The 23124-nt window shown below is 63.2% G+C and carries 25 protein-coding genes; 8 read left to right on the top strand and 17 right to left on the bottom strand.

Translation table 11 applies throughout. The annotated features are described in order from the left end of the window. Positions 1 to 395: 395 nt before the first annotated feature. Complete coding sequence (locus HP556_RS00435) at positions 396 to 572, top strand: hypothetical protein (RefSeq protein WP_158005736.1); 177 nt, start codon at positions 396 to 398, stop codon at positions 570 to 572. Between the two features lie 16 nt (positions 573 to 588). Then, positions 589 to 1386: a lysozyme family protein gene (locus HP556_RS00430; protein ID WP_175365494.1), complete on the top strand. Its 798-nt coding sequence runs from the start codon at positions 589 to 591 to the stop codon at positions 1384 to 1386. Between the two features lie 65 nt (positions 1387 to 1451). Here the strand turns inward: HP556_RS00430 and HP556_RS00425 are convergent, their stop codons facing one another. From HP556_RS00425 to HP556_RS00400, 6 genes are all read right to left on the bottom strand, one after another. Continuing rightward, a complete protein-coding gene (locus HP556_RS00425; RefSeq protein ID WP_175365493.1) occupies positions 1452 to 1820 on the bottom strand; it encodes a hypothetical protein in 369 nt (122 codons plus the stop codon). After that, positions 1820 to 5041: an efflux RND transporter permease subunit gene (locus tag HP556_RS00420; RefSeq protein WP_175365492.1), complete on the bottom strand. Its 3222-nt coding sequence runs from the start codon at positions 5039 to 5041 to the stop codon at positions 1820 to 1822. Before HP556_RS00420 ends, HP556_RS00425 begins: the two co-directional genes overlap by 1 nt. 21 nt (positions 5042 to 5062) lie before the next feature. Beyond that, positions 5063 to 6073 (bottom strand): divalent metal ion exporter adaptor subunit IhpB, encoded by a 1011-nt coding sequence (gene ihpB, locus HP556_RS00415; RefSeq protein WP_175365491.1) that lies wholly within the window; start codon positions 6071 to 6073, stop codon positions 5063 to 5065. Continuing rightward, positions 6070 to 7341, bottom strand: coding sequence for a divalent metal ion exporter subunit IhpA (gene ihpA / locus HP556_RS00410; protein WP_175365490.1), 1272 nt, complete (start codon positions 7339 to 7341; stop codon positions 6070 to 6072). Before ihpA ends, ihpB begins: the two co-directional genes overlap by 4 nt. 54 nt (positions 7342 to 7395) lie before the next feature. Then, positions 7396 to 7755 carry a hypothetical protein gene (locus tag HP556_RS00405; RefSeq protein WP_175365489.1) on the bottom strand — a complete coding sequence of 120 codons (360 nt, stop codon included), beginning with the start codon at positions 7753 to 7755 and terminating at the stop codon, positions 7396 to 7398. Positions 7756 to 7996: 241 nt separating this feature from the next. Further along, positions 7997 to 8455 carry an ester cyclase gene (locus HP556_RS00400; protein ID WP_175365488.1) on the bottom strand — a complete coding sequence of 153 codons (459 nt, stop codon included), beginning with the start codon at positions 8453 to 8455 and terminating at the stop codon, positions 7997 to 7999. A gap of 264 nt (positions 8456 to 8719) precedes the next feature. On the opposite strand from HP556_RS00400, the gene HP556_RS00395 reads away from it, so the two are divergent. Then, complete coding sequence (locus tag HP556_RS00395; RefSeq protein ID WP_120292480.1) at positions 8720 to 9397, top strand: nitroreductase; 678 nt, start codon at positions 8720 to 8722, stop codon at positions 9395 to 9397. A gap of 8 nt (positions 9398 to 9405) precedes the next feature. On the opposite strand, the gene HP556_RS00390 is transcribed toward HP556_RS00395, so the two are convergent. Continuing rightward, the gene (locus tag HP556_RS00390) at positions 9406 to 9744 is read right to left on the bottom strand and encodes a hypothetical protein (RefSeq protein ID WP_175365487.1); all 339 of its coding nucleotides are present in this window, start codon (positions 9742 to 9744) and stop codon (positions 9406 to 9408) included. A 196-nt stretch (positions 9745 to 9940) separates the two neighbouring features. Here HP556_RS00390 and HP556_RS00385 point away from each other — a divergent pair, with 196 nt between their 5' ends. Then, entirely contained in the window at positions 9941 to 11404 is a 1464-nt protein-coding gene (locus tag HP556_RS00385; RefSeq protein ID WP_175365486.1) for an L-lactate permease, read from the top strand. Positions 11405 to 11447: 43 nt separating this feature from the next. Here the strand turns inward: HP556_RS00385 and HP556_RS00380 are convergent, their stop codons facing one another. The 5 genes from HP556_RS00380 to HP556_RS00360 all read right to left on the bottom strand — a co-directional run bounded on the left by HP556_RS00380 (position 11448) and on the right by HP556_RS00360 (position 16459). Then, positions 11448 to 11849 carry a DUF1330 domain-containing protein gene (locus tag HP556_RS00380; RefSeq protein WP_175365485.1) on the bottom strand — a complete coding sequence of 134 codons (402 nt, stop codon included), beginning with the start codon at positions 11847 to 11849 and terminating at the stop codon, positions 11448 to 11450. Positions 11850 to 11896: 47 nt separating this feature from the next. Beyond that, positions 11897 to 12844 (bottom strand): Dyp-type peroxidase, encoded by a 948-nt coding sequence (locus HP556_RS00375; RefSeq protein ID WP_175365484.1) that lies wholly within the window; start codon positions 12842 to 12844, stop codon positions 11897 to 11899. 69 nt (positions 12845 to 12913) lie between these two features. After that, a complete protein-coding gene (locus HP556_RS00370; RefSeq protein ID WP_175365483.1) occupies positions 12914 to 14386 on the bottom strand; it encodes an amidase in 1473 nt (490 codons plus the stop codon). 242 nt (positions 14387 to 14628) lie between these two features. Then, positions 14629 to 15885 (bottom strand): amidohydrolase family protein, encoded by a 1257-nt coding sequence (locus HP556_RS00365; protein WP_175365482.1) that lies wholly within the window; start codon positions 15883 to 15885, stop codon positions 14629 to 14631. Positions 15886 to 16099: 214 nt separating this feature from the next. Then, complete coding sequence (locus HP556_RS00360) at positions 16100 to 16459, bottom strand: hypothetical protein (protein ID WP_175365497.1); 360 nt, start codon at positions 16457 to 16459, stop codon at positions 16100 to 16102. Positions 16460 to 16647: 188 nt separating this feature from the next. Between HP556_RS00360 and HP556_RS00355 the strand changes: the two genes are divergently transcribed. Both HP556_RS00355 and HP556_RS00350 read left to right on the top strand, forming a co-directional pair. Continuing rightward, positions 16648 to 16908: a DUF4160 domain-containing protein gene (locus tag HP556_RS00355; RefSeq protein ID WP_175365481.1), complete on the top strand. Its 261-nt coding sequence runs from the start codon at positions 16648 to 16650 to the stop codon at positions 16906 to 16908. Then, entirely contained in the window at positions 16874 to 17122 is a 249-nt protein-coding gene (locus tag HP556_RS00350; RefSeq protein ID WP_175365480.1) for a DUF2442 domain-containing protein, read from the top strand. The genes HP556_RS00355 and HP556_RS00350 overlap by 35 nt, the downstream gene beginning before the upstream one ends. A gap of 229 nt (positions 17123 to 17351) precedes the next feature. Here HP556_RS00350 and HP556_RS00345 read toward each other — a convergent pair whose 3' ends face one another. From HP556_RS00345 to HP556_RS00335, 3 genes are all read right to left on the bottom strand, one after another. Then, positions 17352 to 17801 (bottom strand): hypothetical protein, encoded by a 450-nt coding sequence (locus tag HP556_RS00345; protein ID WP_338053897.1) that lies wholly within the window; start codon positions 17799 to 17801, stop codon positions 17352 to 17354. Between the two features lie 105 nt (positions 17802 to 17906). Beyond that, the gene (locus HP556_RS00340) at positions 17907 to 19118 is read right to left on the bottom strand and encodes a patatin-like phospholipase family protein (RefSeq protein WP_175365495.1); all 1212 of its coding nucleotides are present in this window, start codon (positions 19116 to 19118) and stop codon (positions 17907 to 17909) included. Positions 19119 to 19141: 23 nt separating this feature from the next. Further along, positions 19142 to 19420 (bottom strand): hypothetical protein, encoded by a 279-nt coding sequence (locus HP556_RS00335; RefSeq protein WP_231080520.1) that lies wholly within the window; start codon positions 19418 to 19420, stop codon positions 19142 to 19144. A 236-nt stretch (positions 19421 to 19656) separates the two neighbouring features. Here HP556_RS00335 and HP556_RS00330 point away from each other — a divergent pair, with 236 nt between their 5' ends. Continuing rightward, the gene (locus HP556_RS00330) at positions 19657 to 20283 is read left to right on the top strand and encodes a TetR/AcrR family transcriptional regulator (protein WP_120292463.1); all 627 of its coding nucleotides are present in this window, start codon (positions 19657 to 19659) and stop codon (positions 20281 to 20283) included. Positions 20284 to 20303: 20 nt separating this feature from the next. Here HP556_RS00330 and HP556_RS00325 read toward each other — a convergent pair whose 3' ends face one another. Next, positions 20304 to 20852 (bottom strand): cupin domain-containing protein, encoded by a 549-nt coding sequence (locus HP556_RS00325; protein ID WP_089264656.1) that lies wholly within the window; start codon positions 20850 to 20852, stop codon positions 20304 to 20306. A gap of 147 nt (positions 20853 to 20999) precedes the next feature. Here HP556_RS00325 and aptA point away from each other — a divergent pair, with 147 nt between their 5' ends. Next, on the top strand, positions 21000 to 22331 hold the full coding sequence (gene aptA, locus HP556_RS00320; protein WP_244528215.1) for an omega-aminotransferase AptA: 1332 nt from the start codon (positions 21000 to 21002) through the stop codon (positions 22329 to 22331). Positions 22332 to 22416: 85 nt separating this feature from the next. Here aptA and HP556_RS00315 read toward each other — a convergent pair whose 3' ends face one another. Then, positions 22417 to 22707, bottom strand: a complete 291-nt coding sequence (locus HP556_RS00315; RefSeq protein WP_175365479.1) for a hypothetical protein — start codon at positions 22705 to 22707, stop codon at positions 22417 to 22419. Positions 22708 to 23124: the final 417 nt, after the last annotated feature.

The following is a 23124-nucleotide window of genomic DNA, read 5'->3' as shown; positions in this document are numbered from 1 at the left end:
TCGGTGCAGGCAGGCGCGCCATCCAGATGCGCAACGCCAAGGGTGTCGTCCTGACGCTGGAAGGCGAGCAACTGGGCCTCCAGTTCGATTTCGACCTGAGCGGAATGAGCGTCTCCATCCAGAACCAGTAATCGGATGCACCAACGTCAATGCGTTGGCCTTCACTGCGACATCCAACCAGCAAGCGTCATCCACCAACATCGGGATGTTTGCTGCCGGTGAAACCATCGCGACCCGCGCATCACGAAACCCGGCCGCTCGCCGTCCGGCGCTGTGAAGCGGGGGAACTGCATATCGCGAAAGCAAGCGTAGCCCGGATTACGCGGAGTTTATCATCGGGCGCGCGACGCGCGACCCGTTGGCTTCATCCGGGCTACGGACTATTATAAGTTCTCATGAAACTAAGCCAGAAATCCGACGCCGTCTGGACCTCGCAGCAGGACGAAGAATTGCGGCGGCAATTGTCGGTCGGTCGCAGCGTCAACGAGATCGCGATCCGGTTGAAGCGGTCACCGCTATCAGTCCGCACCCGCGTCAAGAAGCTCGGCATCAGCCAGCCGCAGGCGGATTAGCGCGCTGCCATCAGCCATGACGAAGGTCCCGTTCATCTTCAGCGCCAAACGCCGTCACCGCTGGCGGCGCAGCCTGCGCTCGGCGCAACGGAAGCTCGCGAAACTGCCGCGCACCATTCAAATCATTGGCGCCGTCGCAATCGTGCTTGTCACCCTCGTGCTGTCCAACCTCATCTATCACGTGATCCACAAGCCGACCGAGTTGTTCTTCTTTGTCGGCCACAGGCTGGACAAGGAGCCGGCCGAGACGTGGCGGCATTACGGGCCGCTGTTTCGCGCCTTTTCGACGCGGTCGATCACGCCCGAATTGCTCGCTGCGCTGGCGCAGGTCGAGAGTTCCGGCAATCCCCTGGACCGTACCTATTGGCGCTGGCGGTTCAGCTTCAATCCGTTCGCGATCTATCGCCCCGCATCCAGCGCCGTCGGTCTCTTTCAAATGACCGATCCGGCCTATGCCGAAGTTTCGCGCTTCTGCATCCGGGCGAACGCGGTTCAGGATACGGGCTGCGGCTTCGGCCCCTATATTCGTGCCATCCCGAGCCATGCCACCGAGCTCGCATCAATCTATCTGGACCGCAATGTCGCCGCCGTCCTCGCGCGCGCCGGCGGCGTGGCGCCGCCCCCGCAACAGGTGCAGGATCTCGCCGCCTTCATCCATCTGTGCGGTGGAGGACCCGCCACCGCTTATGCACGCCGGCGCTTCCAGATGACGGCCAGTGAGCGATGCGGCGACCATTCCGTTGCGGGTTACGTCTCCAGGGTCAACGCGCTGAAGCGCAAGTTCCTGCTGATGGCATCCGATAGCGATAAATAGCGCGTAGTTTGGGTCGAGCAAGCGCCGCCGGGATGAAGCTCTTGCGTCATCCGGGATTGATCCCCTCAGTTCCTGAACCTGGCCTGCCCGGACTTGCCGTCGGCGGTCTTCAGCGTGACGCTCACCGACGTGCCCCTGGCGATGTCGCCCTTCGCTTCGGCTTTCAATGCAGTCCCGGAGGTGACGAGCGGCAGCGTCTCACGGTCGCTTCCGGATGTCAGCAGCACGGCGCCGGAAAAGCCGCCGGCCGGGAGCGGTCTGTTGGCCTCGTCGAGGATATTGAAAGTCAGCACCTTCCCCGCAGCAATCATCTCGACATGCACGCCGGCGACATCCTCCATGGGTCCGCCATTCGGCCCCTTCTGATGGGCGTGCTGGGCCATCGTCGGAGCGGCGAACAGCAGCGCGGCTGCGACAAGCAGGATTGTCTTCATCAATGGTCTCCCTGGATGGCATGGACGGGCTTCGGCTCTGCATGGGCAGGCGACGATTCCCGGCGGAACAGGATGTAGAGCGCCGGAAGAACGAGAAGCGTGAGGATGGTGGACGAGACGATTCCGCCGATCACGACCGTCGCGAGCGGGCGCTGCACCTCGGCCCCCGCCCCCGTCGCGATCGCCATCGGCACGAAGCCGAGCGATGCCACCAGCGCAGTCATCAGCACAGGCCGGAGGCGGGTCAGCGCGCCTTCGCGCACGGCCTCCATCACCTTCTTGCCGTCGCGGCGGAGCCGCTCGATGAAGGTGATGATGACAAGACCGTTGAGCACCGCGACGCCCGAGAGCGCGACGAAGCCGATGCCCGCGCTGATCGACAGCGGAATGTCACGCAACAGCAGCGCGAAGATGCCACCCGTGAGCGCCAGCGGTACGCCGCTGAAGACGAGCAAGGCGTCAGCCACGGAGCCGAGGCTGATGAATAGCAGCAGGAAGATCAGCAACAGCGCGATCGGAACCACGATGGTCAGGCGCTGCGTCGCCGAGACGAGCTGCTCGAACTGGCCGCCCCAGCCGATCCAGTAGCCCGCCGGCAACTTGACCTTCTGTGCGATCTGCTGCTGCGCCTCGCCGACGAAAGAGCCGAGATCGCGCCCGCGCACATTGGCGGAGACGACGATACGCCGCTTGCCGTCCTCGCGGCTGATCTGGTTCGGACCCGGCGCAACCGAGATTTCCGCCAGTTCCGACAGCGGCGCGTAGCGCATCTGGGCCAGCGGCGAGGTGCCGAATGCCGCCGGCATCGCCTTGTTTGGGCTGGGCTGGCCCTCCAGCGGCGGCAGCGGGATCGGCAGCGCCTTGATCGCCTCGATATCCGTCCGGAGTTCGTCCGGAAGGCGCACGACGAGGTCGAAGCGGCGGTCGCCCTCGAACACCAGGCCCGCGGTCTTGCCGCCCACCGCAATCTCGACCAGGTTCTGCACGTCCGACACGCTGATGCCGAAGCGCGCCAGCGCCTTGCGGTCCAGCTTGACCGTCAGCACCGGAAGCCCGGCGACCTGCTCGGTCTTGACGTCCGCGGCGCCCTGGATGTTCTGTAGCGCCGACTGCACCTGCCCCGCGATCCCTGCCAGCACATTGAGGTCGTCGCCGAAGATCTTGACGCCGACGTCGCTACGCACGCCCGAGATCAGTTCGTTGAAGCGAAGCTGGATCGGCTGCGAGAGTTCGTAAAGACTGCCTGCGACCTCCTCGGATGCGGCCTCGATCTCCTTCATCAGATCGAGCTTCGACTTCTTCGGATCCGGCCACTGGTCGCGCGGCTTGAGCATGACATAGCCGTCCGAGATCGACGGCGGCATCGGGTCCGTCGCCACCTCCGCGGTACCGGTGCGGGCGAAGGATTCCTTCACCTCTGGAATCCTGGCCAGCCTCCGCTCGAGTGCCATCTGCATCTCGAGCGATTGCGTAAGGCTGGTACCGGGGATGCGCATCGCCTGGATCGCGACGTCGCCCTCGTCGAGGCTCGGGATGAACTCGCCGCCCATCCGCGTCGCGGCGTATCCGCTCACGACGACCAGCGCCACGGCCGCGGCCGCCACGACGAGGCGCAGACGGATCGCGAGATCGAGCAGCGGCACATAGGTCCGGCGCGCTGCGCGCATGAACCAGTTTTCCTTCTCGGAGACCTTGCCGGTCACGAACAGCGCCACAGCGGCCGGAACGAAGGTCATCGACAGGATGCTGGCGCCCAGCAGCGCCATCAGTACGGTCAGCGCCATTGGCGTGAACATCTTGCCTTCGACGCCGGTCAGCGTGAGCACCGGCAGATAGACCACCGCGATGATCAGCGTGCCGAACAGGCTGGGCTTGATGACCTCGCGCGAGGCTTCGATGATCGTCTCGAAGCGTTCCTCGCGGCTGAGCAGGCGCCCTCGCTTCGCCTGCTCATGGGCGAGCAGACGCAGGCAGTTCTCCACGATGATGACAGCTCCATCGATGATGATGCCGAAATCGATGGCGCCGAGGCTCATCAGATTGGCGCTGACCTTATTCTCGAACATGCCCGTGATGGTGAACAGCATGGACAGCGGAATGACGAGCGCGGTGGCGAAGGCCGCCTTGAAGTTTCCGAGGATGAGGAACAGGATCGCGATGACGAGCAGCGCGCCCTCGACCAGGTTCTTCTCGACGGTCGTGATGGTCGCGTCGATCAGATGGGTGCGGTCGTAGATCGCACGGAGAGAGACGCCCTCCGGCAGCGACTTCTGGATCTGCTCCAGCTTCTGCCCGACACGCTGCGCGACGGTCCGGCCGTTCTCGCCGATCAGCAGCATCGCCGTGCCGAGCACGACTTCCTTGCCGTCGACGGTCGCCGCGCCGGTGCGCAGGTCCGTGCCCTCCTTGACCTCCGCGATGTCGAGGATGCGGACCGGGACGCCGTTGCGGGAGCCGATGACGATCTGCCTGATTTCCTCGACGTCAGCGACCTGTCCGGGCGTGCGCACCAGATACTGCTCGCCGTTCTTCTCGATGTAGCCGGCGCCGACATTGGCGTTGTTGTTGGCGAGCGACGTCATGACGTCGCGGAAGCTCAGACGGTAGGCCATCAGCCTGGCCGGATCCGGAAGCACGTGGAACTGCTTCTCGAAACCGCCGATGGTGTTGACCTCGTTGACCCCCTGCACGTTGCGGAGCTGGGGCTTGATGATCCAGTCCTGCACGGTCCGCAGGTCGCTCGGCGTGTAGGGCTTGCCTTCGGCGTTCTTCGCGCCCTCCTTCGCCTCGACCGTGTACATGTAGATCTCGCCGAGGCCGGTGGAGACCGGTCCCATCGCCGTCTCGATGCCGGTCGGCAGCGAGTCCTTCACCCGCTGGACGCGTTCGTTGACCAGCTGACGCGCGAAATAGATGTCCGTGCCGTCCTTGAACACGACGGTGACCTGGCTGAGGCCATAGCGCGACAGCGAGCGCGTGTTCACGAGGTTCGGCAGGCCGGCCATCCCCGTCTCGATCGGGAACGTGATGCGCTGCTCGACCTCCAGTGGCGAGAAGCCCGGCGCGTTGGTGTTGATCTGAACCTGGATATTGGTGATGTCAGGAACGGCATCGATCGGCAGGCGCGTGAAGTTCCATACGCCGAAGGCGCCCATCATCAACACGGCGATCATGACCAGCCAGCGCTGGTGCACGGAGAATGCAAGAAGCCTGTCGATCATGACCTAACTCCCAGAGCGAGCTCAGTGTTCATGGGACGCCGATCCCTTTCCGAGCTCCGCTTTCACGATGAAGCTGTTCTTCGCCGCGTATTTGTCGCCGTCGAGCAGTCCGAACAGGATCTCGACATTGTCGGAGTCGCGCGCGCCGAGTTCGACGTCACGCGCCTCGAACTTGTCGCCGTTGCGGACGAATACGACGCTGCGGTTCTCGACCGTCTGGATCGCCGACGCCCGAACGGCGATCGCGACCGGCTTGGCTGACAGGATCAGCCGTGCCGAGACGAACAGGCCCGTGCGCAGGCGCATGTCGATATTCGGCACGACGGCGCGGGCGAGCGCGCTCTGCGTATCGCTGCTGCCAACCGGCGAGATGTAGGACAGGCTGGCCTCGATCGGCTTTCCGCCATCGCCGACATCGATCAGGATCCTGTCGCCGATCCGGACGCGCGGCAGGTTGCGACGGTAGACGGACAGATCGACCCAGACCGTCGAGATGTCAGCGACGATGAAGGCCGGCTTCTGTTCGGAGGCATATTCGCCAAGCGAGATCTGGCGGTCGATCACCGTCCCCGAGATCGGCGCCCGCATCTCATAGACGCTCAGGCTCTGGTTGCTCTCGATCTTCGCGAGGAGTTCGCCCTTCTCGACGGTGTCGCCAATGCGCTTCTTGATCTCGCGCACGACGCCCGGAAAGCGCGGGGTCACCTGCACCAGCGTTTCCTGATTGGGCTGCAGGATGCCGTTTAGCACCAGAGAGTCGTGCAGCGTTTCGCTTTTGGCGGTGAGTATCTCGATGTTCGACGAGGCGACGCGCGCGTCGCTCATTTCCACGACGCCTTCGTCACCGTGGCCTTTCTCGTCGTGGCCCTTCTCGCCCTTCTCCTTCTCGCCTTTGGCCTTGTCGCCTGGCCTGGCGGCCTTGGACGCGGCCGCGGTCTGCGTATCGGACTTGCTCGGTGCGGTGGCGTAGACGCCGGCGCCGAGCGCGAAGATCGCGGCCGCACTTACCAGGAACATGATTGGCTTGTTCATCGTGCGCTCCCCCGCGCCAGTGCAAACGGATTGCCGACCAGCCCCTCGATGATGGCGACGGCGACGTGAAAATTCTGCTGGGCTTCCTGTTCGCGCAGGCGCGCCTGCGCGACACTGGCCTGCGCGTCGAGCACTTCGAGCAGCGAGTAACGTCCCTGCCCGTAGCCTTCGGAAATCGCATCGGCCGCGTCCCTGGACTTGGGGATTGCGGTCTCGCGCAGGATGGTGAGTTCGCGCAGCGCGCCCTGCAGCGAGTCATAGGCGCGGCCCGCCACCACGATCAGCATGTTGCGGTTGCCCTGGCGTTCGGCGGCGGTCTTGGCGAGGCTTTCCTGCGCGGAGAGGATGTTGCCCTGGTTCTGGTCGAACACCGGGATCGGCACCGACAGCGAAAGCCGAACGGCGTTGTCGCCGGTCTCACTGAAGCGGCGCCATCCGGCGGATACCGTGACGTCCGGATAGGGCTTCAGCCGGGCGAGCAGCAGTTCGGCGTTGCGCTGCGCATAGATCGCCTTCCAGCGGACGAGCTGCGGATTCGCGTCAATCGCCGCGACCACCGACTGAAAGGTCGGCGGCCTGCCGGTCGCTTCCAGCCGTCCGGAGACAGCCGCAAATTTCGCCGCGCTATCGCCCATCAGGATCGCCAGTTCACGGCGCGCGCTCGCGAGAGACGACCTGGTGCGCTCGCGGTCGGCCTTGACCAGTGCCGATGCGACCTCGGCGCGTCCGGTCTCTGCGATGGACGATGCGCCGGCCTCGATGCGCCGCTGCAGCAGCGGCGAAATCTTGTCGATCGCCTCGCTCTGTTCGTCGAGGATCTGGATCCGCCGCTGCAGGCCGAGCACGCTCACGAAGGCGATCGCGGTCTCGGACAGCACTTCGAGCCGGACGGCCAAGCGTCCAATGCCCGCGACGTCGAGGCCCGCCTGACCGGCGGCGATGCGCGCGTCGCGCTTGCCCCACAGCTCGAACATCTGGCTGACCTGCAGCGTGGTCTCCGCCGAGCGGGTTCCCCTGTAGGCGCCCGAACCGAACGAATTGTCCTGCTCGTACGAAATCTCCGGATTGATCAGCGCGCCGGACTGGATGCGCTGACCACGCGCGATCCCGACGTCACGCTCGGCGGCTGTCAGACGCGGACTGGCGGCAAGCGCGCGTTGAAGCGCAGCACCCATGGTGAGGGTTTGCGAATGAGCTACCCCCGTCAGCGACGAACTGACGAAGAGCACAGCCGCGCACGCAAAACGCGTGGCGATCTTCGAGAACATGATGGAAACCTGACGAATGACGGAGTCTGGGCGCGAAGCGCCCGGCGATGACGGTCAGGTCAGGAATTTGGGTGGGGGAGGATCGATCCCGCGCGGCAGGCTGCGACGTTCGACATCATGGAAGACCGCAGTGCGGGTCTCGATGGAGACGGGCATCGCCGCAAAGACAAGCGGCTGTGCTGTCACGGAGAAGCAGCCGTGGCAGTGATTGTCCGCGACAACTCCCTTGTCGGAATGGCCGGTCGCCTTCTCCGCGAGCGAAACGATCGTCACTCCCGTCGGATTGGTCACATCGCATTCGCAGAGACCGTGCATGGCGCCGGCGAAAATGTACGTCGCCAGCACGACCATCACCAACGCCTTGCGCGAGATGCGCAGCAGGCCATGGCGAAGAATGCGGGCGAAAATCGTCACTTTCAGCGTCTCTTTCAAACTCTGCGAGCGAGGTAGCACGGATCGGCGATTCATGTCGATCCGCAACAATGTAACAACATATGGTTATGCGCAGGGTACGTATTGCCTGCGTGTTACCATGTTAACGAGTAACCAGATCGCAAATGTGGCAAGCGCGACGTCTGGCCACATGGTCATGATCGCTGGACGTCGCTGCAGGAGAGGAACTCAATCGGATGGGTTAAGTTCGCTTCAGCCAGTCTCAGCGAGACGTGGAAAATTCGTTGCCCTGCATGCCATCTGTCCTGATCTGCCCGAGCAGGCTGTAGATGTCACCGAGCACCCAGAGGTCGCGCACCTTCGGCCCGTCGAACGAAAAGATAGGCGCTCCAAGCCAACCAACGAGCTTTCCTGTCGGCGGATTGCCGAACATCGCTTCGCGTTGAACGCCATGGAAGTAGACCTTGCCGGAAACGCGATGGCCCTCCTCGATCATCAGGAGAATGTCCGTCGTATAATTCTGCAGCACGCCGGTGACCCAGCGGACGTAGTCGGCGAACTGGGCATGTCCGACCAGCACCGGTCCGAGCGATCCCCTGAAGGTGAAATCCTCATGGAAAATTTGCGGGATCAAAGTCACGTCCGCATGGTCCCACATATCCTTGTAGAAGGCGCGGACCACTTCCTTCTGCGGCGTGAGCGTCACGCCATCGAACGTCATTGGCTTTTCAAGATGATCGCTGCGTGTGTTCATCGCCCTCGGCCCGGCATGATGGGATTGAACAACAACACTAGCAATCGCAGGGCGGATTGGCGAAGCGTAATCCGCCGCCATCGAGATGTTTGCGCAGCGGAATACGCTTCGCTGTTCCGCCCTGCAACTGAACGGCGACCGCCTCCTGCCCCTCACGTCAATCTTGCACACGGCCCAGGAAACCGGGAATATCCCGTCCAATTCAGAAACGCCCCGGGAGATTCCAGGCCTATGAAGTTCGATGACGTCATTCTCGGCCGCCGCAGCATCCGCGGCTACAAACCAGATCCGGTCCCCAAAAAGCTGATCGAGGAAATCATCAACCTTGCGATGCGCGCGCCGTCGTCGATGAACACCCAGCCATGGAATTTCTATGTCGTGACCGGCGAGCCGCTCGACAGGATCCGCGCCGGAAATACCGAACGGATGATCGCAGGTATCCCGCAGTCACGCGAATTTCGCACCGGTCAGGCTTTCGGGGGTCATCACCGCGACCGGCAGGTCGGCGTCGCCAAGCAGTTGTTCTCGGCGATGGGGATCGCCAGGGACGACAAGGAGATGCGGCAGGACTGGGTGCTGCGCGGCTTCCGCCAGTTCGACGCGCCGGTCTGCGTGATCGTGACCTATGACCGCGTGCTGGATGGCAGCGACGATACGCCGTTCGATTGCGGCGCCGTGGCGACCGCACTCGTCAACGCCGCCTGGTCGCGCGGCCTTGGCGCGGTGATCAACAGCCAGGGCATCATGCAGTCACCGGTGGTGCGCGAGCATGCCGGGATTGCGGACGATCAGGTCATCATGAAAAGCATTGCGCTCGGATGGCCGGATGACAGCTTTCCCGCCAATGCGGTGGTGTCCGAACGCAAGTCGGTCGAGGAAGCGACGGTGTTCGTCGGCTTCGACAACTAACGTGTCGCCTATTGCGGTCCGACTGTGCCGGTGTGTTTCAGGCGGGATGATCTGACCCAGCCTGTGACGCCGCCGCCCGTCGCACGCGCATACATCACCGAGGTCCACCCGTCGCGCGTTTCAGCATAAGCGACCAGATGATCCCTGGGGATGACAAACACACCGGCTATCGCGCAATGCGCGCTTGGCGCCGAATGAAACTGCAGGCGCCCCGTACCGGTGACGACGGCGCCAAGCGGCGGCGAAAAGATCGGCGTGTCTTTGGTACCGGTTCCGGGCTCGTTGCAGGCGGCGACTGCCGGAGACGCCAGGAGCGCCAGCGCGATCACCAATGCTTTCGACGTCACGTCCATTCTCCCGGGGCTGATTGAGCGAGGCTGCGTCTCGGTATCAGCTCTCACCCAGGGTTGGTCGGGCAAAACGCATTGCGGTTCAGCAAGCGCTGGGCGGATCGACGTTGCACGCGCCCTATGCGCGCAGCGCGGTTGACGTCCCTGCCTTTCCCGCGCATCCAGCCCCCAACGAGAAACCTGGGGGCGGAACGTGCTTTACCTGATCTGGGCGCTGCCCGCGCTGGCGGTGATCGGCGCCATCGCCAGCGGACTCGCCGGCACGCTTCCCGCCTCGCTGATCGGCCTCGCCACGGCACTTGCGGTCGCACTGGCCACCGCCCCGCAACTGTTCTCGATCACTGACGCTGGAACGGCGCTGCTGCGCGGCGCATGGATCGGCTGGATCGTCGTGCCCTACATTCTCGGCGGCTTGCTGTTCTGGCAAATGGCGATCCGCCCCGGCGACGCGGCGATGCCGGTCGAGACGTCACTGCCGGATGCGCGAGCGCGGCGTCGCCTGCTGTTCACCGCCTGCTATCTGATCGGGCCCTTCGCGGAATCCGCCACCGGCTTCGGCATCGGCATTATGGGGACGATGGTGTTGATCCGCCGCCTCGGCCTGAAGCCGATCGAGCTGCTCGCCTTCTCGCTGATCAGCCAGACCATGATCGTGTGGGGCGCCATGGGCAGCGGCGCGGTGGTCGGCGCCGCCTTCGCGCGAACCGATCCCACCGCGCTCGCGCTGCACACCAGTCTCATCTACCTCGTGTTCAACATCCTGTGGCTGCCGATCTACTGGCGCATGGCGGAGCGCGCCGGCATCCATGCCGACTGGCGCGAGCGGGCCAGCGAGGCGCTCTGGCTGCTCGGCAGTCTCGGCCTCGCCATCGTCGCGACGGCGTTTCTCGGGCCGGAGCCGGCGATGCTGGCAGCGTTCGGGCCAGCCATCGTGCTGCGTTATCTCATCGACGAAAAGCCGGACCGCGCGGCGATCGCCGCTGCGGCACGGCGCATGCTGCCATTCACGCTGCTGATCGGATGGCTCGCGCTGACGCGCCTCGTGCCTCCGCTCAATCACCTCCTGCAGTCGTCTTGGAGCATCCAGCCTTTCGCAGGCGTGCCTATCTGGGCACCGTTGTTTCACGCCGGCACCTGGCTGGTCGCAGCCGCCGTGCTGACCGCCCTGCTGCACGGCCATCAGCGGGCCTTCCCTGCGGAGATCGCAGCCGCCTGGAAGACCGGCCGGCTCGCGGTGCTTACCGTCATCGTGTTCTCGATGATGGCCGAACTGCTGTCGCGCTCGGGCATCGCCGGCGGCCTCGCCCGCGGTATGTACGACACGTTCGGGGTCTGGTCGGTGACGGTCACGCCGATGATCTCCGCCGTGTTCGGCGCGCTGGCCAATAGCGGCAATGCGGCCAACGGATTGTTCATGCCGTCGCAGCTCAGCCTTGCGACCGAGGCCGGCCTCGACGTCGCCGCCGTCGTCGCGCTTCAGCACGCCGCGGCACTGTCGCTCAACATGGTCTCGCCGGTGCGGATGTCGATCGTCTGCAATCTCGCCGGCACCCCCGGCCACGAGCGGGACGCCTATCGCGCGATGCTCCCCTTCGTCGTGGTCATCGTCGCGGTTCTGCTCGTAATCTCCGTCCTCATCGCCACCCGGCTCATGTGAGGTTTGGTGGCTCGAATAAGCCGAAATCCGGTGGCGATCCCCCTCAGCCGATCTTGAACTTGCTGTAAGCCTCGCTCGTGCAAATGATCACATGCTCGGCACAGCCGTTGGTCCGGTGCGGGTCGCAGAGATTTTCATAGTCCGGTGACGTCATCATCTCGATGAAGGCTGCAACGGAGGGATAATACACCAGCGCCAGATAGTCCCACTGCTGGTGATCCGGTTCGCCGAGCGCGACGGCCTTGGCGTCACCGGTCCACAGCAATGTGCCGCCGCGGGCCTTGATCATCGGCACGGTCAGCGCGCTGTAACGCAGATAGGCATCCCAGCCCGACCCATCGCCGTCGAGCGAGCGCTCCCGGAATCGCATCAGATTGACCATGACGATCGGGCCCTGATGCGCGAGCTCTGTGAGACCCTTGATGTTCAAGAGATCGACACCCATGCACAATCTCCTGTTCAGCAAGTAGGGGGCAGATGAGGGCTCAGCGGTTAAGCCTCGGGATCGACATCGTCCAGGAACGTCGCTGTGGGAACGAAGAACAGCGTCCCCGTCACCGCGCGGCTGAAATCCAGCAGATGGTCGTAAGTGCCAGGCGGGTTGCCGATGAACATGTTCTCCAGCATCTTCTCAATGCGCTGCGGGGAACGGGCATAACCGATGAAATAGGTACCGAACTCACCTTTGCCTACCTCGCCGAACGGCATGTTGTCGCGCAGAATTTGAAGCTGCTCCCCATTCTCTTCAATCGACGTCAGGACATTGTGCGCATACGGCTTCTTCTCGGAATCGCGCTGTTCGATATCGGACAGCTTGTGCCGGCCGATGATGTTCTCCTGTTCCTCGACGGGCACCTTGTTCCATCGCGCGACGTCGTGCAGATATTTTTGCACGATCACGTAGCTGCCTCCGGCAAAGCCGGGGTCTTCATCGCCGACAAGGGTGGCCGCGTCAGCGGCCTGACCGACAGGGTTTTCAGTTCCGTCAACAAAGCCGATCAGATCGCGGTCGTCGAAGAATTTGAAACCGTGCACCTCGTCCACGGCCGAAACCGCGTCGGCGAGCCGCGACATGATGTGCGTCGCCAGCTCGAAACAGAGATCCATGCTCGCCGCGCGGATGTGAAAGAGGATGTCGCCGGGCGTCGAAACGGCGGTATGCACGCCGCGAATTTCGCGAAACGGATGCAAGTCTTTCGGACCCGGCGCTCCGAACAGCCGGGCCCAAGCCTCGGAGCCAAACCCCATGATGCAGGACAACTGCCCATTGAGATTGCGGAAGCCCACGCCGCGCAACAGGCTGGACAGGTCGCCGCACAAGCCACGAACCGCCTTCTCGGGGGCCGGTCCCGGATTGATCGTCACGACCAGGAATATCGCCGCCCGCGTCAGCCTGGCAACGACCGACTGGGACACGGGAGCCGGTAAGCTTGAAACCATGTTCGATCCATTCGATATCCGTTGCGTCACGTATCTTTAGCGTGACGAAGACAGTATCTGCCGACGCGCCTATTGCCGGCTGACATGCTTTGCCGGCAGCTTGCCGCCATTCCACTGGCCGTCGATCGCCCGCTCGATCTGCGCGGCCAGTTGCAGCAGCAGGCCGTCATTGGCCTGACGCGTCTGCGCCTGGATGCCGAGCGGCAGTCCGTTCTCCTGCGCCGCCAGCGGCAGCGAGATGCCGGGAATGCCGCACAGATTGGCGAGCGGTGTATAGGCGAAATTCTTCCACAGGTTGGCGAACCAGTCATGCACCGACGGATTGGTGCTGGTGGTGAGATATTCTGATGTGCCGACCTTCGGCGTCGGCTTGGCGGTGATCGGCGTCAGGATGATGTCGTAGCGCTCGAAGAAATTGCCGAAGGCCCGCGACGTCGTGTTGAACACCGCCTGCATCGCGTTGCGCTCGGTATAGGACGTGCTCAGTCCGCTCTCCCAGATCTTGATATTGATCGGCTCCAGCAGATCGGTGGTCGGTTTATCCAAACCGAGCCGCGCCAGATGACCGGCGATCACCTGCGCAAAATTGCTGATATAGCAGGTCGTCTGCGCCGCGAACGCCTTGCGGAAATCCACCTCCGGCAACGCCCATTCCACGTGATGGCCGAGCCCTTCGAGCATTTTGCCGACACGCTCCAGCTCCACAACGAAATGCGGCGGCGCTTTGTAGTCGCCCCACTCATGCGACAGCGCGATGCGCAATTTGGCGGGATCGCGCTTGATCAGGTCGCTATAGGGTTCGGCCGGCGACCAGAACGGCATGAATTCGCCAGGAGCGCCGCCGCGGCAATTGTCGACGAAGGCTGCGGTGTCGCGCACGCTGCGGCTCACGCAGCCCTGGATCGAGACAAGCCCCGACAGGTCCGACAGCACGGGCGCCAGCGAATAGACGCCGCGCGAGACCTTCAGACCGATCAGGCCGTTCACACCTGCGGGAATGCGGATCGAACCACCGCCATCCGTGGCATGGGAGATCGGCAGCACGCCGGCCGCGACCATCGCCGCAGAGCCGGCGGAGGAGCCACAGGTGGTGTAGTCGGTGTCCCAGGGATTGTGGGTGACATAGAGCTTGTTCTCGGCAGAACTGCAGACGCCGAATTCCGGCGTGGTGCTGCGGCCAATGATGTTGAGCCCGGCGCCCCGGATCTTGCCGGTCAGGAAGCTGTCCTGCGCGGGGCGATGCCCCTGCATGATCATGGAGCCGAATTCCTGCAGCCGTCCCTTCAGGGTCGGGCCGAGGTCCTTCATCAGGTAAGGAACGCCAGCGAACGCGCCCTCGGCATTCATACCGTCCTTGGCAGGATCGGCAACGACGTCGTCGAACACTTCGACGACGGCATCGAGCGCGGGATTAGTCCTGGCGATGCCGGCCGCAGCCTGCGCCGCCAGATCGGCCGGCGTCAGGTCGCCCTTGCGCACGCGCGCGGCCAGCGCCACCGCGTCGTGTTTGGCCCATTCGTCCCAGCTCATCGCCAATGTCATGTCGCACGTCCAATTCGAGATTCGGTTGGTGCGAGCCTAGACCGGATGGCGGTTTTCTCGAAAGCCGTGGCAGATGCCTTGAGCGCGCGGCAGACGCAGGGCAGACCAGCGTGCCGAAGCGCGATCGCCGTCCCCCTCCCCGGCGGCGGTAAATTCCAGCAGGACGTCAGCGTGCGGCACCATAGCCGGGCCAGCATAGCCCCGGTTGTCGCTTCGCTCACCCAGGCACCGCGTCGCTCTCGTCAGTTTGCCGAGAACGGCAGAGAATACGGCCGTCCGAACGGGACCCCGCCGCGCACGGTCTGAACCGCCTTCAGATAGGCCTTGCCGGTGCGGGGCTTGTTCGAGGTGTCGAGCAGTTCGACCGGGCCTTCGACGAGTTCGAGAATGGCCACGTCCGCGGGCGCGCCGACCTGCAGCGTGCCGAGCTTGGGCACACGGTTGATGACATTGGCCGGCTTGATCGTGGCGGCCGCAATCACCTGATCGAGCGAGAAGCCGAGCGCGAGAAACTTGCTGAGCACCCAGGGCAAATACGGCCTGCTGGGCGTGTTCGCCGCGGCCACATGGACGTCGCTGGAAATCGTATCGAACACGAGCCCCTGCTGGATCGCCTCCTCGGCAATGTCATAGTCGAAGCTGCCGGCGCCATGGCCGACATCGATGATGACGCCGCGCTTCTTCGCCTCCAACAGCGCCGGAAGCACCTTGCCGTTCTGCACCGTGTTGTTACCGAGCGCGCTGTAGGGATGCGTGAGGATATCGCCGGGACGCAACGTATCGACGAGCACCGACAGATCGCCCGGTGCATTGCCGATGTGGCACATCACCCGCCCCTTGGTGCCCGAGCGTTCGACGGCCAGAATGGCGCGCTTCAACGGCTCGATGCCGTTATTGCCGACGAATGCCAGCGTCTCGCGCACCTTGGCGCCGAGCACGAGATCGGGATTTTCCGCAATCGTGCGCGCCGCGGCATCGACATTCGCGTAGTCGATATTCAGCAACTCGCCGACGGGAAAACCCGCAAGGCCAATTGTCGAAATGTGCACGAAGGCAAACAGTCGGCTGCGCGAATGTCCGACGACGTCGCGCTTGAAGCCGGCAAAGGTGTTGGCGCCGGCATCTCCGGCACTCACATAGGTCGTCGTCGCCGAGAACGGCACCAGCTCATCCGGCGGAATGCCGATCGCCGACCCATAGGGATAGACATGGGTGTGAAGATCGACGAGGCCGGGCGTCACCAGTTTGCCTTTGGCATCGATACTTTGTTTGGCCCGCTCGACAGGAATGCTCGGCTCGACGGCGGCGACCTGCCCGAACTTGATGCCGATATCGCGAATGCCGCGCAGATTCTGGCTGGGGTCGATGACCTCGCCGCCCCGGATTACGAGATCGAAATTCTCGGTGGGCTGCTGGCCGAACGTCCCCCCGGATCCGCCAAGCGACCCAAGCATGGCCGCGCCACCTGCCAACACATCACGTCGTGAAATCTTAGCCACTGATATCTCCGCCCCTGAACCAAAGTCCTGTCAGGCGAAGATAGTGGTCGGAACTCGAAATGTGTTTTCGTTGATTTTGCTTTCACGGCGCTTTTGAACTCCGCCGCGATCAAACCGGAGCAACAGATAGTCGCAGCGATGATTTAATAAGGGTCGCGACAACGTCGGCCAGCAGCCTTCACTGGAATCGGCGCTGCGACATGCGCCACCTCGCCTAGCCGCAATTCCAGATTGGTCCGATCGGGGTTCGCGTCCAGCATGGGCCCATGCTGCCGCCATTGTACTGACCGCGATAGAAGCCGGGCCGGCCGAAATAATACTTCTCGCCGTCGGACCAGCGGTAATAGACCGGCGTACGGTCGATATACCAATGGCGCCGGTCGCGTTTGGCCATGCGCAGGTCCGCGCGCTTCTGCATGAACAGCGGAACGCTGTTGTTCAGCGGCTGGTGATAACCCGGCAGGAAGCCGTAGCCCTTCCATTGCTGCGGCCTCTTTTTCGCCGGCGCCGCCAGCGCAACGGCGGAAGTGAGCGACAGGACGAGAGCAATCAATAGACACATGAATCGCGACATGCCCACAGCATAGAGATTTGGCGCGCGGGCGGCCATTCAAATTCAGGTGCGCCGCGCTCACGTCGACACAGAGGAATCGTTGTGTCGTCCGTGACCTCGCCGCGCATCAGGAATCCACCCTAGGTTGCACTTCACGTGATCCGGGCTACACTCACGGAACATCACGCGAAAGCCATGCGGAGGTTATCTTGCCCGTCGTATTTCGCTCCGGCGGCTTGCGCTACTATTTCTACTCGAACGAAGGACGGCCGCCCGAGCCGCAGCACATCCACATCAGGGGCAACGGCTGCGACGCCAAGGTCTGGATCGCGCCAGACATCCAGATCGCCGACAGTTACGGCTTCAACCCGCGCGAGCTTTCGGCTATTCTGCGCACCGTTGCGAACAATCGCGACCTGATCCTGAAGGCGTGGCATGACCATTTCGGCAACCAGCGTTCGTTTCGATGACGCAAGCATGTGGGTCGAACTGACCGACGGGCGAACGCTCGGCGTCCCCCTCGCCTGGTTTCCGCGCCTGCTGAATGCCACGCCCGACCAGCGCAATCAGGTCGAGATCGGCCGCGACGGTCTGCATTGGGAAGCCCTTGACGAGGATATCTCAATCGCCGGCTTGATCGCCGGTCGTGGTGACGTCACGCATCGCTCGGAGAGCGCAGCTTAGATCATTCAAAATGTCGGCGACGTGCAGACGCTGATCACCTCGCAGGATTTCGCGCCGACGCAGCGAACGGATGCCGACGTCGGCTTTCGAAACAACAGGCATCGCCGGAAGCGAGGATGCGTCGTTCTTCGCGGACATTCACCTCCCGCGAGTCATTGGCACTTGCACCCTGCCTCGCCTCGCAACGTGCGCCTGTGAAACACCTGCGATCTCCGAGCAACGATCCCGATCAGTTTCGGCTCATGTTGATGGTGACGTTCCGGATGTCGCCTTCGGACGATATGGAGAAAGACTGCTTGTTGCCGCGCGTCGAGAGCGACAGGCTGGCCGAGAAGCCCGGCGCGTCGATGACGGCCGAGATGAGGCCTCCGGACTCCCGGCCCGCGATGCTTCCGCTGATTCCGCGACTGGTTTCGCTCCATGTCCCGGCGATGGTGCCATCCTGGCTGACCACGTCGCTGTTGAGATCGAAGCGGTAGCTGTCGCTCGCGCAACGCAAGCTCTGCAGGAGCCGCCTTTCGCCATTGCTGACCTGGTATGTCGCCTTGCAGCGAAGCCGCTCCTTCGATCCGTCGGACAGCGAGATCGCTCCTGCGCCTGCCCAGGATCCGGTAAGGCCTGTGAACGGCGGCGACTGCGCCGCCGCCGAACCTGAGGCGGCGACGAGCAGGATCGACACCAGCGCAATCCGGCGGGGTGAAACGATCTTGCGAAGCATAGAAAGTCTCATGAGGTCACTCCTGTTTCAGCACGCATGTGCCGGGTTTGAACGTCGCATCGCGCATCAGTTGCCGCTTGCGACTTGCCGCGTGATTGCTGTGTGTGACGCCGCCACGGAATCCTGATCGTCGGAGGGCGGGGATTTCGACCAGAGACGATTGCCCCGCGCCCTCTCGTAACCGTACTGGAACAGCGCGCGCATATAGGCGGTGTCGAAGCCGGACATCGGCGATGGCGGTCGATCGCCCTCGATATAGGTCAGATTGAATCCGAACTTGTTGCGGCGGGCGAAGGCATAGGTGTTGTAAAGGATGGACCGTGTCTGAATCTTCGTCACGGTCGATGACGCCCGCGCAGCGATTTCGATGGTGGAATTGGGAATGACCTGAAATTCCCGTTCGATCTTGTTGTTGATCAGGACGTAGAGTTGCAGCTTCTCTGCCCTGGCGAATGTGGCGTCGCGCAGCAGGAAGGCCTCCGGCAATGTCAGGACAGGCGCGGTGACGCCGCCATCGACATGCATCTCCTCGAAGCGCTTGCCGTTCGCCTCCGCGGTCACCAGCATCGGCGGAAACACCACGGGCAGACTCGCCGAAGCCGCGACAACATCCCGGAACAGGTTCAGTGCTTCGGGCGTACGCAGCGAAGCGATCCGTCCCATGTCCCAGATGGCGGTCCGCTGGGAGTCCAGGTTGGTCGTGACGACGAACAGCATCCGCCCCTTCGCATGTTCGGCTGCGACAGCCGCGACAAAGGTCTCGTCGATATACTTCGCCACCAGCTCGCGCAGCCGCGTGTTGCCGAACAGGCCAGAACCAAAGATCGCATTGAACGGATTGGGTGCATCGAGCAGGCTCGCGGCAACGCCGCTGGTGTAGACGTCACGCAAGGTCGCGTCATAGTCGGGACCGAGAAATGCGAAGGGCGCGATCAGTGCGCCGGTGCTCACACCGGATACCATCGAGAACGACGGGCGCGTCCCTGCCTCGGTCCAGCCATTGAGCACGCCGGCGCCATAGGCGCCGTCCGCCCCGCCTCCGGACAGCGCCAGATAGGTTCGAGGCCCCCGCAACACGACCTGGTTCTGACCGCTTCGGAACGTCGAGGCCGGTTCGTCCGCATAACGGCGCAGGTCCGTAAGATCGAGGACGCGCGCACTGGATGCATCCGCGGCGCTATGCGGTGTCCGTGGCAATGACGAACATCCGGCGACCAGAAGGCTCAGCGCCGCAGCGACAGGCAACGAAACCGACGGCCGCCAACGGCGGCCACGCATGACATGTTCGGTCAGGAGAGCGCTCACGGGTTCGACGCCCCGTCCATAGAACCGCGTCGCTGGGCGACCTGAAGGGATGCCGCCGCGGGTTGTGCGACGAGTTCGAGGTAGTCCCGGTGGATCGCCTGGACGGTCGTGCGCTCGTCGAACTTCACCCGCCAACTGCTCGGCGAGCCGCGGCCCACGATGACTCCCTGGCGATCGCCGTATTTCGGATGCCGCTCACGACCGAGAACGCTCATCCGGACACGGGCACCACGGAACAGTCGCGGCGGCGATGCGTCACTATCCGCATTCATCATGCAGCCCTCGCCCGGTCGGGCGCCTGATGGGCAATCCATTTCGCTTTCGCTGTGGCCACGGTTTCGATCAGCTTGCGTCGCCGATCTGCGGTGCCGGCCGCATCGGCTGGCAACGGAGACATCATTTTGAAAGCACTATGCATTTGACCGCGCGTGTTAAGTGAGCAATCACTCACTATTATTGACTGACTCAAAAGTCAATAGCGGCCCTGCCGGGGATCGATTATCCTGGTCCCATGAATGCTGAGCTGAAGAAGCGCGCCCGACGAAAAGCGGAACGACCGATCGAGATCCTCGACGCGGCCTTCGAGGAATTCGCCAAAAACGGCTATGCGGCGACCCGGCTGGAGGATGTCGCCGCCCGCGCATCCGTCACCAAGGGCACGATCTATTTCTATTTCGAAACCAAGGAGCGCGTGTTCGACGAGATGATCCGATACAAGTCCCAGGCGTTCTTTCCCGAACTGGAAAGCTATGCCGGGACACTGGAAGGATCATACAACGCACGCCTGCGTGCGCTCATGGTCTTCGTGTATCGCAAGATTGCCGAGGACAGACCTTTCCGCGAAACACTCCGCTTCCTGATCGCCGACGGCTCCCGCTTCCCCGACCTCGTGGACCGGCACTATGACGAGTTCATGCGGCCGGTCATCGACCAGTTCCGGATGGTGATCGAAGCGGGAGTCGCGGCCGGCGAATTCCGCCCGTCGCAGGCCAGCACATTCACCGAGATCGTGATGAGCCCGGCGCTGCTGTTGACCGTGTGGTCACTGCTATTTGGAACGCGAAGGCAGATCGACGTCGCGGTCTTTACCGATGCCAGTATCGACCTGCTCATGAGAGGGATCGATACCTCCCGTTAGCCCCGGCGTGGCTTAGATCCTCAGAACGTCGGCGGCGTACAGGCGCTGATGACTTCGCAGGGTTTCGCGCCGACGCAGCGAAAGCGATGTGGACGGCGGCTTTCGAAATAATAGGCATCGCCGGGATCGAGGATGCGGCGCTCCTCGTCGACGGTCACTTCCAGCCGGCCTGACACCACGATGCCACCCTCCTCGCCGTCATGCACCAGCGGCACCCGTCCGGTGTCGCTGCCCGGCTCGTAGCGCTCCTTCAGGATCTGCAGGCTGCGGCCGAACAGATTGTCGCCGACCTGGCGATAGGAGATTGGCGTCTTGCCGATTTCTGTCAGCTCATCCGAGCGGTAGAATGCCTTGCGCGGTCGGTCCGGCTCGATGGCGAAGAAGTCGGCGAGCCCCATGGGAATGCCATCGAGAATACGCTTGAGCGCGCCGACCGACGGATTCATCTGGTTGGACTCGATCAGCGAGATCGTCGAATTGGTCACGCCCGCGCGCTTGGCCAGTTCACGCTGCGACAGCTTGTGACGCCCGCGCACGAAGCGCAGCCGTTCGCCTAGATCGATGGTCACGCCAAATCCCTGTTGCGAGTGTTTCGGATCGAACAAATATGACCCGGCCCATTCAATAAAATCAACAGGTTAATCAGATCGAGAAAAGGACTTGTTGCATTCGGGCGAACATGATCCAGATGCTGAATCAGCCAAGGGAGCCGCGCCGTGACCGTTCATCAGATTCCGAACACGCTACAACTCGAGTCGTTCTGGATGCCGTTCACGGCCAACCGCCAGTTCAAGGCGGCACCGCGCATGTTCGCATCCGCGCAGGGCATGTATTACACCACCGAAGACGGCCGCAAGGTGATCGACGGATCGGCTGGCCTCTGGTGCACCAATGCCGGCCACGGCCGCCGCGAGATCGCCAGTGCAGTTGAGAAGCAGCTCACCACCCTCGACTTCGCCCCCGCGTTCCAGATGGGCCATCCGCTCGCCTTCGAATTCGCCAATCGTCTGGCCGAGATCGCACCCGCCGGCCTCGACCGCATCTTCTTCACCAATTCCGGTTCGGAGTCGGGCGATACCGCGCTGAAGATCGCGCTGGCCTATCATCGCGCCAACGGCCAGGCCTCGCGCACGCGCCTGATCGGCAGGGAGCGCGGCTATCACGGCGTCGGCTTCGGCGGCACCTCGGTCGGCGGCATGGTCAATAACCGCCGCGCCTTCTCGTCCGCCCAACTACCCGGCACCGATCACATCCGCCACACCCACGATCTCGCACGCAACGCATTCTCCAAGGACCTCCCGGAGCACGGCGCCGAACTCGCCGACGACGTTGAGCGTCTGGTCGCGCTGCATGGCGCCGACACCATTGCCGCCGTCATCGTCGAGCCGGTGCCCGGTTCGACCGGCGTGCTGCCGCCGCCGAAGGGCTACCTGCAGCGTCTGCGCGAGCTCTGCACCAAGCACGGCATCCTGTTGATCTTCGACGAAGTCATCACCGGTTTCGGCCGTCTCGGCACGCCGTTCGCCGCAAATTATTTCGGCGTGACGCCGGACCTGATGACCACCGCGAAAGGCATCACCAACGGCACCGTGCCCTGCGGCGCCGTGTTCGCCAGCCGCAAGATCTATGACGGGCTGATGACCGGACCGGAAAGCCAGATCGAGCTGTTCCATGGCTACACCTATTCGGCGCATCCGGTCGCCTGCGCCGCGGGCATCGCGACGCTGGACATCTACAAGAGCGAGGGACTGCTGACGCGCGGTGCCTCGCTGTCCGACTACTGGCGCGATAGCCTGCACGCGCTCCGCGACCTGCCCAATGTCATCGACATCCGCAATTGCGGGTTGATGGGCGCCGTCGAACTTGCACCCCGCAAGGATGCACCGGCTGCGCGCGGCTATGACGTCATGGTCGACTGCTTCAACCGCGGCCTCTATCTGCGTCAGAGCGGCGACGCCTTCGCGATGTCGCCGCCCCTCATCGTCGAGAAGAACCAGATCGACGAGATCGTTTCGATCCTGAGCGACGCCATCAAGCGCGTCGCCTGAGTCCACACACCGTCTGATCCAACAAGGCCCGGATGAAGCGCCTGCTTCATCCGGGCCTTTGTTGTTCAAGAGATCCGGTTGTCAATCAACTTGCGCTGCCATGCGCCCGCGCGCACATCCGTGTCACATGATCCGCGCTCATCACCGGCGTCGTCGCGACGGTGTTGCTCGAACCTGTGCTGGTCGTCCATGACAGACTGCCGAGCGATGCCATGACAGGCGCTACGGCGAAACGCGACATCATCGCGACATTCACCATCGCCGGCACGTCGACGCGGGGATGGCTGACGATCGCGTCCAGGATCAGGCCGAAGGCGGCCAGTCCCAGTGTTCGCTTGCGAGATCTGATTGAGGTCTTGCGGAATTGGATCGGCATCGCGGGCTCATTGGCTTGAGGATGCGCACGCACCAAGGTCGGAGTGCGCCGACGCGTCGACGTCGCGCGCCATTTTAGCGATCAACTGTGACCATCCGGTCTGATGCCGCGAACAACAAAGCTCGCAACCGATCACGTCGCGAAGAGTCGCCCGATATCGGTCATCACATCTTCATGAGGACGGGCACGTGATACGCCCTGCACCCGAACGCCCTCAAGAAATATTGAAAATAATCCTTGACGCCATTCCAATGCAGATTATATTCCATTGCATCCCGTCCCACTTTGAGGGGCGTTGCCAGGGACGCTTGTTAGCGCGGGGCGGGATGTGGCGCCTGCGGGCGGGAGGGAGACGTTCCCTCACGCACTCGGGAGGCCTTGGGTCACCGTCCGGCCCCACTACGGGGGTCTGCCACT

It is taken from the genome of Tardiphaga robiniae (assembly GCF_013359755.1).
Lineage (GTDB): Bacteria > Pseudomonadota > Alphaproteobacteria > Rhizobiales > Xanthobacteraceae > Tardiphaga > Tardiphaga robiniae.
The sequence above is the reverse complement of the archived record's forward strand: the minus strand, read 5'-3'. Positions and strand labels throughout refer to the sequence as shown.